The organism is Variovorax sp. Soil_C_12, assembly GCF_057657375.1.
The window spans coordinates 285,586-297,611 of record NZ_JBDGIO010000006.1; the positions used below are offsets into that span (position 1 = coordinate 285,586).

A 12,026-nucleotide genomic window follows, 5' to 3' on the forward strand; every position below is an offset into this window, starting at 1 on the left:
CCATGGACATTCGCCGTCGAGACCTCAACCGTGCCGCGCTGTGGCTCGCCCTGGGCGGGTGGTCGGCGGTGCGCCCGCTGCACGCGCAGCCGGCGCCGCGCTGGCGCTCGAATCCCTTCACTCTCGGCGTTGCGAGCGGGCAGCCGCGGCACGACAGCGTCGTGCTCTGGACCCGGCTGGCGGCAGAGAACGAGCCGGGCCTCGAAGGCCTGCAGCGCTGCGCCGTGCGCTACGAGATCTTCGGCGATGCCGAGCTCAAACGGCCGGTGGCGCAGGGCGAGGTGCAGGCCGAGGCCGCGCGTGCCTTCAGCGTGCACGTCCATGCGCAGGGCCTGGCGCCGCAGCGCGAGTACTGGTATCGCTTCCAGTGCGGAGAAGCGCAGAGCCCGGTGGGCCGCACGCGCACGGCCCCCGCCCCGGATGCGGCAGTGGCGCGCTTGCGCTTCGCGCTCGGGGCCTGCCAGAACTACGAGCATGGCTTTTATGCGGCACATCGCGAGATCGCGGGGCGCGAACTCGACTTCGTGCTGTTCGCCGGCGACTACATCTACGAAGGCAGCAGCCGGACGCCCGAGCTGCGCCGGCACGACGCGCCCATCCCGACAACGCTGGAGGGCTACCGCGCTCGCCATGCGCTCTACAAGCGCGATGCCGACCTGCAGGCCGCGCATGCGGCGCATCCGTGGATCCTGACCTGGGACGACCACGAGGTGGTCAACGACTATGCGAACGACCGCGACCCGGCCTACACCGAGCCCGGCCTCTTCCTGCAGCGCCGCGCCGCGGCCTACCGCGCCTACTTCGAGCACATGCCCTTGCTGCTGCCGCCGCAAGGCGCGGCGATGCGCATCCACGATCGCTTCGCCTGGGGCCGGCTGGCCGAGCTCTGGACTTTGGACTGCCGCCAGTACCGCAGCCACCATGCCTGCCCGGATCCGGCGCATGACTGGGGCCGGCTGGTGATCGGCTGCGAGACGCTGGCGGACCCGACGCGCACCATGCTCGGCGCCGAGCAGTCACGCTGGCTGGCGCAGGGCCTGGCCGCCTCCGGCCGGCAGTGGAAGCTGCTGGGCCAGTCCACGCAGATGAGCCCGACCAGCCTCGAGGCGCCGCGCGGCCGCCAGTTCTGGACCGACGGCTGGGACGGCTATCCGCAGGCGCGGCGCCAGCTGCTGCAGGGCATCGCCGACGCGGGCCTGCGCGACGTGGTGGTGCTGGGGGGCGACGTGCACCGGTACGTCGCGGCGGACCTGCGCGTGGTACCCAACGACACCGCGTCGCCGGTGGTCGCGAGCGAGTTCGTCGGCGGCTCGATCAGCTCGCGCGGCGCCAGCCGGACGTCGATGGATTGGTTGCGGCAAGACAACCCCGACGTGCGCCATGCGCGCGGCGACGAGCGCGGCTATGCCTTGATCGAGGCCACGCCGAAGTCGCTGCACTGCGAGTTCCGCGCGACCGCGCATCCGGTGGTGGCCGATGCGCGCTTCCACACCCAGGCGCGTTTCGTGGTCGAGGCCGGCCGCGCCGGCGTGAAACCCGCCTGAGCCCAGACGCTCAGGCGGCGCGGTCCGGCCGCCTTGGCGGCACCTCGATGAGCAGGTCGGGCCTGAAGCCCTCTTGCTCGCCTTTGCCCACATAGCCCAGCGGGTTCGCCACCACCCTGCACCCGTCCTTCACATAGTCGAAGGCGCAATGCAGATGCCCGTGCAGCCACAGGTCGACCCGGGGCAGCAGTTCGTCGAGCGTGTTGCAGAAACCCGCGGTGCCGGGGCTCAGCCCGTAGCGCGGATCGGCGCTGGCCAGCGTCGGCGCGAAGTGCGTGATGGCCACGGTGGGGCCATCGAAGTCTTCGGCCAATGCCTTTCGCAGCCACGCCTGGCACGTCAGTGAGTGCTCTCTCAGAGGTTCGGCGAGGAAGACTTCGCCGGCCCGCAGTGTCACTGCTTTCTCCAGATAAAAGTTGGCGGCGCGCATGGCCTTGCCGCGTTTGCGCAGTGCCTCCGTCATGCTGTCGCCGGGCTCGACCAGGGCGTCGAAGTCGGCCCACAGGGTGGTACCGACAAAGCGGACGCCGCCGATGACACGGGTTTCGCGCTCCAGCCATTGGATGTCGAGCGCCTCGCAAAGCGTGCGCAGGCGCTTGTGCGTCTGGTCGAAGTCAGCGTTGTCGTACTCGTGGTTGCCCGGCACGTAAAGCACCGGGGTGGGCCAGCCATGGCGTGGCGAAAAGCGGGTGAGGCCGAAATCGGGCTCAATGAGGCGCGATCCCGCCTGATAAGACCCGATATCCCCGGCAAGGACCAGCAGATCGGCACCCTCCGCCGGCGAGATCCCAAACTGCGGGTGGACTTCCAGGTGCAGATCCGAGAGCAGCTGGAGCTTCATGTTGGTGCCAGTCTAGGCGAATATCCCCATGCATGACGTGCATAACTTCGGTCTGGAAATACTGGGGAAAACCCTTAATCTTGGTTTCATCATCATTCCAGCGCGGGCTATGGGCCGCGACGCACGCATCATGTTCAGTCTTCTTGCCCTGGTGGCGCGCCTGTTTCGTTCCAAGACTCTCGAAATCCCTGCCAGCCCGGCCGCAGCCCTGATGGAAAGCGCCGATTCCCGCGCCGGCATGAATGCCCATCAAGCCCAGGAGCTGCGCGCCGCCGCCAGCGCCTGGCTCAGCGTCGTCCGCTAAACCAGACCGCCCGGCGCGCCGGCAAAGGCCGCCCGCGCGGAGCGCAACAGTGCTTGCCGCAACCATCCATGGGCGTGGCCGTGCTGCGCCCGGCGATGCCAAATGGCGTCCACATGCACCAGCGGCTGCTGGAACGGCACCTCGCGCAGGACCAGTTGCTCGTCGATCCCCGTGACCTTGACGAAATGGCGGGGCAGCACCGTCAGCAGGTCTGAATTGGCCACCACGCGACCGGCCGTGAAGAACTGGTTGACGGTGACCACGACGCGCCGCTCCCGCCCCAGCGCGCCCAGCGTCTGGTCAATGAAGCCGTAGGGCCGGCCCGAGAAGCTCACCAGCAGGTGTCGCGCGGCGCAGAAGGCGTCGAGCGTCAGCGGCTGGTCCGCCAACGGATGGCCGCGTCGCATCACGCAGACATATTCGCCGACGTAGAGGCGTTGCGTCTCGAAGGGCAGCAGGGCGGCATCGGACTGGCCGCGTGCGGCCAGGTTGGCGACGACGGCAGGGAAGTAGCCGATCGCCATGTCGACCTCCTCGCTCTCGAGCAGCCGCCGGGGGTCGCGGGTGGTCAGCGGCAGCACGCGCAGCGAAATCGCCGGCGCCTCTTCCTCGACGATCCTGACCAGGCCGGGAATCAGCTCGGCCGCCGTCGCATCGGCCATGGCAAGAACGAAGGTGTCGTCGGCGACCGCGGCATCGAATTCGCCCGGCGCCAGCGAGTGCTGCAGTTGCCGCAGGGCATCGCGCACGGTCGGCCACAGCGCCAGCGCCCGCGGTGTGGGCTCGACCCCCGCACCGGAGCGACGCACCAACTCGTCGCCGAGCGTCTCGCGCAGCCGGCGCAGGGAATTGCTCACGGCCGGCTGGGTGATCGAAAGGTTGCGCGCCGCCCGCGTGAGGTTGCGCTCCGCCATCACTTCGTCGAAGACGCGCAGGAGGTTGAGATCCAGCGTGCGAAAGTTGACATCTATCATCGCTGTGAATGATAGACATCATGAAGCTAAAGTAGAAAAGCACTAGGGAAACCACTAATATCACTGCACCGGCATCAGCCACTCGTCGTCCTAGGAGGGACTTTCACCATGACCAGCTTTGTCCACGTTGAACAACCGGCCACTCACCCGGGCGTCGCCCGCGCGGAAGCCGTCATCGATCAAATTCGCGCTGCCCGCCGCAGCTTCGACGGCGCGCGCGGCCTCGCAGCCCTGCTGCTGGCGGCCATCGTCGCCTCGCTGCTCGTCGTCGCCGACAAGCTCATGTCGACCTGGAACGACGGCGGCCTGCTCGTCGCCTGGCTCGTGCTGTGGGGCGTGGCCTTCGCGACGCTCGCCTTCTTCGCCGGTACCGCCCGCACGCTGGCCGTTCGCGCTGTGTCTGCGACACGCGGCGCCGCTCGCCGCCGCGCTGCGGCCCGCGCCGATGAGCAGTTCCTGGCTTATGCCAAGCTCGACCCGCGCATCCTTCGCGAACTGCAGGCGATCAAATCGCACCAGGAAGCAGACTCGGCCGAAGCGCCCGTGACCGCCTCTGCGCAATCGGCGAAGCTCGCCGACGACAGCGTGCCGACCCTGTACACGGCACTGCGCCGCGTGAACCTGGGCCAGCACTACTGATCCCGCCGCGCCCATGAAAAAAAGCCGCCCGAGGGCGGCTTTTTTCTTTTGGGGCCCTGCTCAGGCGGCGAGCCGCTGCTCGATCGCGGCCTTGGTTGCCGGCAACTCCTTCGGCAGGTGATGCGCCAGCTGCTGAAACAGCTCGGCGTGCAGCTTCAGCTCGGCCTGCCAGGCCGCCTTGTCGATATGGGTGACCGTGTCGAACTGCTCGGCGCTGAAGTCCAGGCCGGTCCAGTTGAGGTCTTCATAGCGCGGACTGACGCCGAACACGTGCTCGGTGCCTTCGCCCTTGCCTTCGATGCGGTCGATCATCCACTTCAGCACGCGCATGTTCTCGCCGTAGCCCGGCCAGACGAACTTGCCGTCCGCGCCCTTGCGGAACCAGTTGGTGGTGTAGATCCGGGGCGCGCGCGTGCCCGCGGCCTCGAGCTTCTTGCCCAGGTCCAGCCAGTGCTGGAAGTAGTCGCTCATGTTGTAGCCGGCGAAGGGCAACATCGCGAAGGGATCGCGCCGCACCACGCCCTGCTGGCCGCCGGCGGCGGCGGTGGTCTCGGAGCCCATGGTCGCGGCCATGTAGACGCCCTCGACCCAGTTGCGCGCTTCGGTCACCAGCGGCACCGTGGTCGAGCGGCGGCCACCGAAGATGAAGGCGTCGATCGCCACGCCCTTGGGGTCGTCCCAGGCGTCGTCGAGCGCCGGGTTGTTGGCGGCGGCGACGGTGAAGCGTGCGTTCGGATGTGCGGCCTTGGCGCCGGTTTCCCGGGCGATGGCGGGCGTCCAGTCCTTGCCCTGCCAGTCGATCGCGTGGGCTGGGGCCTCGCCCATGCCTTCCCACCAGACGTCGCCGTCGTCGGTCAGCGCCACGTTGGTGAAGATCACGTCGTGGTCCAGGCTGGCCATGCAGTTCGGATTGGTCTGGATGTTGGTGCCGGGCGCGACGCCGAAGTAGCCGGCTTCGGGGTTGATCGCATGCAGCTTGCCGTCGGCGCCGGGCTTGATCCAGGCGATGTCGTCGCCGATGGTCGTGACCTTCCAGCCCTCGAAGCCGGCCGGGGGGATCAGCATCGCGAAGTTGGTCTTGCCGCAGGCGCTCGGAAAGGCCGCCGCGACGTGGTATTTCTTGCCCTCGGGATTGGTCACGCCCAGGATCAGCATGTGCTCGGCCAGCCAGCCTTCGTCACGTCCCATGTTCGAGGCGATGCGCAGGGCGAAGCACTTCTTGCCCAGCAGCGCGTTGCCGCCGTAGCCCGAGCCGTAGCTCCAGATCTCGCGCGTCTCGGGGTAGTGGACGATGTACTTGGTCTTGTTGCAGGGCCAGGCCACGTCTTTCTCGCCCGGCTGCAGCGGCGCGCCGACGGTGTGTACGCAGGGCACGAACTCGCGCTCGGCGCCCAGCACGTCGTACACGGCCTTGCCCATACGGGTCATGATCTTCATGTTGACCGCCACGTAAGGGCTGTCGGACAGCTCGATGCCGATGTGCGCGATCGGCGAGCCCAGCGGGCCCATGCTGAAGGGCACGACGTACATCGTGCGGCCCTTCATGCAGCCGTCGAACAGGGGCTGCAGCGTGGTGCGCATCTCGGCCGGCGCCATCCAGTTGTTGGTGGGGCCGGCGTCTTCCTTCTTCTCGGAGCAGATGAAGGTGCGGTCCTCGACGCGTGCGACATCGCTCGGGTCGGAGCTCGCAAGGAAGGAATTGGGCCGCTTGGCCGGGTTCAGCTTCTTGAAGGTGCCGGCGTCCACCAGCAGCTGGCACAGGCGCTCGTATTCCTCCTGGCTGCCATCGCACCAGTGGATGGCCTCGGGCTTGCACAGCGCGGCCATGTCCGCCACCCAGGCGATCAGCTTCGCGTTCCTGACGTACGAGGGTGCCTGCACGGCAAGGCCCTTGAGCGGTGCGTTCATAGAGTCTCCTAAGTTGAAAAATCGTCTTTCCGAACGGGGCTCAGGGGCCGGGGGGCACCGAGGTCCGTTGGAAAAAACGTTTCCCGTCTCGGGAGAGGGGGGATCCGCGCACCCCAAGGCGGGGTCCGCAATCCTGGAACGGCGGCGGTCCGTGGGGTGTCCGCCGCTGCCGCAGCCGGATGTCAGGCCATGTAGACGGCGATGGAGGCCAGCAGGAGCATCAAAACCCCGCCGGCGATGGGCAACACCAAGGGCATGAGGGGAACGATCGACTCGACCGCGTCGGCCTCGACGGCGGCGGACTTGGCCGGATCGACAGGAGTGGGATTGGACATGGTTATTCCTCGGGTACGCAAAACTGAGGCCATTTTACCGACCGACCTGCGTGCCACGGTCTAGGGGCTTGCCAGCACCCTCAGCGCTGCTCGTTCGCCTCGAGCCCGGCCTTGCGCAGGGCCTCGAGCACCGCCGTCAGATGGGCACGTCCGCGGGTCTGCAGCACGAGCTCGATGTCCACGTTCTGCGCCGCCAGCATGGTGAAGGCGCGCTGGTGATGCACCTCGTCGACGTTGGCGCCCGCTTCCGCCACAGTGGCCGTGATCTGGGCCAACGAGCCCGGCACGTCCCGCGCGCTGACGCGCACCCGGGCGAGCCGGCCGGCACGCACCATGCCGCGTTCGATGATTGCCGCCAGCAGCAGCGGATCGATGTTGCCGCCCGAAAGAACCAGCCCGACCCGCTTGCCCTTGAAGCGCTCGGGATGCCGGATCAGCGCCGCCAGCCCGGCCGCGCCCGCGCCCTCGACCAGCGTCTTCTCGATCTCCAGCAGCATCAGCACCGCTTGCTCGATGTCGCCCTCGTCGACCAGCAGCAGGTCGTTCACCTGCGCGCCGATGATGGCCTGCGTCAGCACGCCCGGCGTGCCGACGGCGATGCCCTCGGCGATGGTGCTCTGCCCCAGCGGATGGTTCGTGCCCTGCACGGCGTTGACCATGGTGGGGAAGCGCCGGGTCTGCACCCCCACGATCTCGATGCCGGGCTGCCGGGCCCGGGCCGCCAGCGCCATGCCGGCAATCAACCCCCCGCCGCCAACCGACACCACCAGGGCGTCGAGCCGCGGCACCACGGCCAGCATCTCGAGCGCCACGGTGCCCTGGCCGGCGATGATCGCCTCGTCGTCGTAGGGGTGGACGAAGGCCAGGCCTTCCTGCTCCGCCAGCGCCAGGGCATGGGCGCGCGCCGCGTCCAGCGTGTCGCCGTGCAGCACCACTTCGGCGCCGAAACCGCGGGTGCGCTCGATCTTCACGCCCGGGGTGAAGCGCGGCATGACGATCAGCGCCCGCAGGCCCAGGCGCTGGGCGTGGTAGGCCACCCCCTGGGCATGGTTGCCGGCCGACATCGCGATCACGCCCCGGACGCCCTTCTCCGACAGGTCGACCAATTTGTTGCAGGCCCCGCGCTCCTTGAAGGAGGCCGTGAACTGCAGGTTCTCGAATTTGAGGAAGACCTGCGCGCCGACGATCTCGGACAGCGTGCGGGATTCCACACAGGGCGTATCGAGCACCTGCCCGCGCAGGCGCTCGGCGGCGCGTTCGATGTCGTCGATTCCAAGCATGGGCGGCATTGTGGACGGAATCGCAACATCCGGGTTTTTACCGTCTCCGAGTCTTCCCCAAGCCAAAACTCTGCGCTATGGTCGCGATCAGTTTCCATGTTCTCCTAGCTGGGGGTTGCTCGATGGTCAAGCGTTCCGGTGCCGATGTCGTGGCCGCGGCTTCCCGCGGCCATGCATTGCCGTCGCCCGGACTCAAGGAAGCGCCGGTGCTCGAGCTCATGTGCTCGCACTTCGTGCTCACCCTGGCGGCCAAGCAGGGCCCGCGCTTCAACGTGCGGCGCGACCTCAACGGCCTGCTCTCGCTGACCGGCCGCCACCTGGTCTGGCCGCTGGCCGTTCTGCAGCGCCTGCGCGAATTCCTCGGCCGCCGTTGCGCCGGCAACGATGTCTGGAAGGGCGTCGAGCATTTCGACGGCCGCACGCTGCTGGAGCGCCACGGCGTCTGGCGCGGCCCCTACGAGGAAGGCACGCTCTTCTTCTACCTCGACGAGTACGCCAAGGACCAGCCCAAGGACCTGCTCTCCGTGCTGTCGGCCACGCGCGACTGGCTCACCCATGCGCTGCGCAAGCAGTCGACCCTGGTCGAGAAGAACATCGATGCGCTCGCCGGCCTGCTGCAGCTCAACAAGGCCGAGCGCGCGCTGCTGCTCTACGGCACCCTGGCGCGCTACCAGCGCGACCTGCGCTCGCTGCTGGTGGAGTTCAAGGTCAACAACGCGCCCGAGGCCTATGCCGCGATCGCCGAGGTCGCCGGCGTCAACGCCAGCGACGTGGGCGAGGCGCTGCGCGCTGGCTCGCGGCTGGAGCGCATCGGCCTGGTCGAGAACCTGATCTCCGAGCACAACATCACCGACCTCGCCGACCTGATGAAGGTCAGCGAAAAGCTCCCGCCCGTGCTGATGCGCGAGTACCGCGACCACAACGAGCTGATGGCCGTCTTCACGCGGCCCTCGGCCAAGAGCGCGCTCGCAGTGCACGACTTCGCATTCGTCCAGGAAGACGCGCAGATGCTCATCACCCTGCTTTGCGCCGCGGTGGCGCGCAAGGAGCCGGGCGTGAACGTGCTGCTCTACGGCCCGCCCGGCACCGGCAAGACCGAGCTCGCGAAGGTGGTGGCGCAGGCCGCGGGCCTGGAGCTCTTCGAAGTCGAGTACGCCGACCGCGACGGCAATTCGCTCTCGGGCCGCGACCGCTACCGCTCGTTGCAGATTGCACAGGTCTTCTTGAAGGGCAGCGCGCAGGCGGCACTGCTGTTCGACGAGGTCGAGGACGTGTTCCCGCCGATCAGCACCGAGGCGGCCCAGCTCATGGCGCGCGCCGAGCAGGTCCCGGCCTCCGCCAGCGGCAGCGTGAGCGGCAAGGCCTGGGTCAACCAGATCCTCGAATCGAATGCCGTGCCCACGATCTGGGTGACCAACCGCATCGAGCAGATCGACCCGGCCTTCCGGCGCCGCTTCGCCTACCACCTGGAGCTCAAGTCGCCGCCGCCGGGCGCGCGCGAGCAACTGGTGCGCAAGACGCTCGAGGGCGTGGCCGTGTCCGAGGCCTTCACCGCCAAGCTGGCCGCCCGCAAGGGCCTCACGCCGGCGCAGATCCGCACCGCGGTGCGCTTCGCGGGGCTGGCCATGTCCGAAGGCACCTCGATCGAGAGCCTGATCGAGCGCCAGCTGCGCAATGCCGACCTCGCGCTCGGCACGCAGGGCGGCTTGGGCGCGCGCCGCAGCGTCACCACCTACGACCTCGACATGCTCAATGTCGAGAGCCGCTTCGAGATCCCGCGCATCGTCGAGGCACTCAAGGCGCGCGGCCACGGCACCCTGTGCTTCTATGGCGCCCCCGGCACCGGCAAGACCGCGCTGGCCGAGCACATGGCGCGGGCCATCGGCAGGCCGCTGATCATCAAGCAGGCGAGCGACCTGATGAGCAAGTACGTCGGCGAGACCGAGCAGAACATGGCCGCCATGTTCAAGGAGGCCGAGGCCGAACAGGCGATCTTGCTGCTCGACGAGGCCGACAGCTTCCTGCAGGACCGCCGCGGCGCCCAGCGTACCTACGAGGTGACCGAGGTCAACGAGATGCTGCAGGGCATGGAGCGCTTCGACGGCATCTTCGTCTGCACCACCAACCTGCTCGACCGGCTCGATCAGGCGGCGCTGCGGCGCTTCACCTTCAAGATCAAGTTCATGCCGCTGACGCCGGTGCAGCGCGAGTGCATGTTCGTCACCGAGGCGCTGGACGGCGATGCCGCCGGCCTGACGAGCGAGCGGCAGCAGCGCCTGGCCAGGCTGCAGCAGCTGTGCCCCGGCGATTTCGCGGCCGTGAAACGCCAGACGGATATCCTTGCCGTCGCGTTCTCGGCCGACGAGTTCCTGGACCAGCTCGAGGCCGAGCACCGCATCAAGCCTGAGGTGCGCGAATCGCGCGGCATGGGCTTCGTTCACTGAGACAGCACGCCGTCGCGCCGGGCGCCGGCGCGCGAGGGAGATTTTTCATGGAGCTTGGATTGCAGCGCCTTGCTGCGCTGTTGGCGGTGTGCGCTGCCGCTGTGGCATTGAGCGCCTGCGGGGGCGGCGGAGGAGGCGGCGGCGGCGCCTTCCTGCCGCTGGCCGCGACACCGCAACCGCCGACCGCGCCCGCTGCCGAGGACGACGCCATCGTTGCTTCCTCCAGCGTTGCCGGGTTGTGCGCCGCGCCGCGCACCGGCATCGACCCGGACACGGGCGCCGCCTTCATCGACCGCGCCGGCACCAGCGTCGACGAGAAGCGCTGGGTGCGCGGCTGGATCGACGAGACCTACCTCTGGTTCGACGAGGTGCCAACCACGCTGGCATCGAAGGACTACGCCACGCCGATCGCGTGGTTCAGCGTGCTCAAGACGCCCGCTCTCACAGCCTCCGGTCGCGCCAAGGACCGCTTCCACTTCACGCAGGACACGGCCGCCTATCGCGCGCTCTCGCAGGGCGGCGTGGATGTCGGGTACGGCCTCGAGCTCGCCTTCCTGAGCGCATCGCCGCCGCGAGACGTGCGCGTGGCCTACACCGAGCCCAACTCGCCGGCAGCGCAGGCCGGCATCGTGCGCGGCACGCGCGTCCTGGAGATCGACGGCATCGACGTCGCCAGCGGCAGCGACACCACGAAGCTCAACGCCGGGCTTGCGCCGGCGCGCGAGGGTGAAGCCCACACCTTCAAGCTGCGTGCGCCCGACGGCACCGAGCGCACGCTCTCGCTGGCCGCTGCGCGCGTCACTCGCGTTCCGGTACAGAACGTGAAGACCATCGCCACCGCCAGCGGGCCCGTGGGCTACATGCAGTTCAACGACCATCTGGCGACCGCGGAGGCCGCGCTGATCGCGGCGGTGAACCAACTGCAGGGTGCCGGCATCGTCGACCTGGTCATCGACATGCGCTACAACGGCGGCGGCCTGCTCGATGTCGCCAGCGAACTGGCCTCCATGGTCAGCTCGGGCGCGACCAGCGGCGCCGTGTTCGAGCGCCTGCTCTTCAACAGCAAGAATCCGTTTCGCCTGGCGCCATCGCAGACCACCGTGCCCTTCCACGCGACGTCCCGCGGCTTCTCCACGCCGGCCGGGCAGGCGCTGCCCCGCCTGGGCCTCTCGCGCGTCACCGTGCTCGCCGGCCCCGACACCTGCTCCGCCAGCGAATCGGTGATCAACAGCCTGCGCGGCGTCGGCGTCACCGTCAACCTGGTCGGCGGCGCCACCTGCGGCAAGCCCTATGGCTTCCTGCCGCAGGACAACTGCGGCACCACCTATTTCGCGATCCAGTTCCAGGGCGTCAACAACCAGGGCTTCGGCGACTACGGCGATGGCTTCGCGCCGACCTGCGCGGTGGCCGATGATTTCGACCACGCGCTGGGCGACCCGGCAGAAGCGCGGCTGGCAGCGGCGCTGACCTTCCGCAGCAGCGGGGCCTGCCCGACGGCAGGGTCGAGCAAGGCCGAGCTCGCGCTGCGCAAGTCGGAGGCGCAGGGCACGCCGTATCTCGTGCGTTCGCCGGCCCGGGAGAGTCGGGTGGTCGTGACGGGGCCGCCGACGCAGCCTTAGCCCGGTCATTGCGACAAGGCCGCGCAAGCGCGGCCGTCGATCGCTGCTCCGGTGAAACCTGAACAAATGTCACGCCTGCAACCTGCGTGACATGAGGCCTCCTAGGATGCCCGCGGCGCTGGCGCTCCGCCGGCGCAT

General features: G+C 68.6%; 10 protein-coding genes. 5 read left to right on the forward strand and 5 right to left on the reverse strand.

Annotated elements, in window-relative coordinates; translation table 11 throughout:
* Nucleotides 1-2: 2 nt before the first annotated feature.
* Nucleotides 3-1,544 (forward strand): alkaline phosphatase D family protein, encoded by a 1,542-nt coding sequence (locus AC3A6X_RS18530; protein ID WP_487843562.1) that lies wholly within the window; start codon nt 3-5, stop codon nt 1,542-1,544.
* A 10-nt stretch (nt 1,545-1,554) separates the two neighbouring features.
* Here AC3A6X_RS18530 and AC3A6X_RS18535 read toward each other — a convergent pair whose 3' ends face one another.
* Nucleotides 1,555-2,385 carry a metallophosphoesterase gene (locus tag AC3A6X_RS18535; protein WP_487843563.1) on the reverse strand — a complete coding sequence of 277 codons (831 nt, stop codon included), beginning with the start codon at nt 2,383-2,385 and terminating at the stop codon, nt 1,555-1,557.
* A 28-nt stretch (nt 2,386-2,413) separates the two neighbouring features.
* Here AC3A6X_RS18535 and AC3A6X_RS18540 point away from each other — a divergent pair, with 28 nt between their 5' ends.
* A complete protein-coding gene (locus AC3A6X_RS18540; protein ID WP_487843564.1) occupies nt 2,414-2,689 on the forward strand; it encodes a hypothetical protein in 276 nt (91 codons plus the stop codon).
* Here AC3A6X_RS18540 and AC3A6X_RS18545 read toward each other — a convergent pair.
* On the reverse strand, nt 2,686-3,660 hold the full coding sequence (locus AC3A6X_RS18545) for a LysR family transcriptional regulator (RefSeq protein ID WP_487843702.1): 975 nt from the start codon (nt 3,658-3,660) through the stop codon (nt 2,686-2,688). The genes AC3A6X_RS18540 and AC3A6X_RS18545 overlap by 4 nt on opposite strands.
* Nucleotides 3,661-3,771: 111 nt before the next feature.
* Between AC3A6X_RS18545 and AC3A6X_RS18550 the strand changes: the two genes are divergently transcribed.
* Nucleotides 3,772-4,302 (forward strand): hypothetical protein, encoded by a 531-nt coding sequence (locus tag AC3A6X_RS18550; RefSeq protein WP_487843565.1) that lies wholly within the window; start codon nt 3,772-3,774, stop codon nt 4,300-4,302.
* 60 nt (nt 4,303-4,362) lie between these two features.
* Here AC3A6X_RS18550 and AC3A6X_RS18555 read toward each other — a convergent pair whose 3' ends face one another.
* The 3 genes from AC3A6X_RS18555 to AC3A6X_RS18565 all read right to left on the reverse strand — a co-directional run bounded on the left by AC3A6X_RS18555 (nt 4,363) and on the right by AC3A6X_RS18565 (nt 7,825).
* The gene (locus AC3A6X_RS18555; RefSeq protein WP_487843566.1) at nt 4,363-6,210 is read right to left on the reverse strand and encodes a phosphoenolpyruvate carboxykinase (GTP); all 1,848 of its coding nucleotides are present in this window, start codon (nt 6,208-6,210) and stop codon (nt 4,363-4,365) included.
* Between the two features lie 182 nt (nt 6,211-6,392).
* Nucleotides 6,393-6,545 (reverse strand): hypothetical protein, encoded by a 153-nt coding sequence (locus AC3A6X_RS18560; RefSeq protein ID WP_181360692.1) that lies wholly within the window; start codon nt 6,543-6,545, stop codon nt 6,393-6,395.
* 80 nt (nt 6,546-6,625) lie between these two features.
* A complete protein-coding gene (locus tag AC3A6X_RS18565) occupies nt 6,626-7,825 on the reverse strand; it encodes a threonine ammonia-lyase (RefSeq protein ID WP_487843567.1) in 1,200 nt (399 codons plus the stop codon).
* 122 nt (nt 7,826-7,947) lie between these two features.
* On the opposite strand from AC3A6X_RS18565, the gene AC3A6X_RS18570 reads away from it, so the two are divergent.
* Together AC3A6X_RS18570 and AC3A6X_RS18575 are read left to right on the forward strand one after the other, a co-directional pair.
* Complete coding sequence (locus AC3A6X_RS18570; protein ID WP_487843568.1) at nt 7,948-10,269, forward strand: ATP-binding protein; 2,322 nt, start codon at nt 7,948-7,950, stop codon at nt 10,267-10,269.
* A 47-nt stretch (nt 10,270-10,316) separates the two neighbouring features.
* Complete coding sequence (locus tag AC3A6X_RS18575) at nt 10,317-11,888, forward strand: S41 family peptidase (RefSeq protein WP_487843569.1); 1,572 nt, start codon at nt 10,317-10,319, stop codon at nt 11,886-11,888.
* Nucleotides 11,889-12,026: the final 138 nt, after the last annotated feature.

Excerpts from the sequence above, each read along its gene's own strand:
- AC3A6X_RS18550 (WP_487843565.1), top strand. The coding sequence starts at position 3,772 with ATGACCAGCTTTGTCCACGTTGAACAACCGGCCACTCACCCGGGCGTC.
- AC3A6X_RS18535 (WP_487843563.1), bottom strand. The coding sequence starts at position 2,385 with ATGAAGCTCCAGCTGCTCTCGGATCTGCACCTGGAAGTCCACCCGCAG.
- AC3A6X_RS18530 (WP_487843562.1), top strand. The coding sequence starts at position 3 with ATGGACATTCGCCGTCGAGACCTCAACCGTGCCGCGCTGTGGCTCGCC.
- AC3A6X_RS18565 (WP_487843567.1), bottom strand. The coding sequence starts at position 7,825 with ATGCTTGGAATCGACGACATCGAACGCGCCGCCGAGCGCCTGCGCGGG.
- AC3A6X_RS18540 (WP_487843564.1), top strand. The coding sequence starts at position 2,414 with ATGCATGACGTGCATAACTTCGGTCTGGAAATACTGGGGAAAACCCTT.
- AC3A6X_RS18570 (WP_487843568.1), top strand. The coding sequence starts at position 7,948 with ATGGTCAAGCGTTCCGGTGCCGATGTCGTGGCCGCGGCTTCCCGCGGC.
- AC3A6X_RS18560 (WP_181360692.1), bottom strand. The coding sequence starts at position 6,545 with ATGTCCAATCCCACTCCTGTCGATCCGGCCAAGTCCGCCGCCGTCGAG.
- AC3A6X_RS18555 (WP_487843566.1), bottom strand. The coding sequence starts at position 6,210 with ATGAACGCACCGCTCAAGGGCCTTGCCGTGCAGGCACCCTCGTACGTC.
- AC3A6X_RS18575 (WP_487843569.1), top strand. The coding sequence starts at position 10,317 with ATGGAGCTTGGATTGCAGCGCCTTGCTGCGCTGTTGGCGGTGTGCGCT.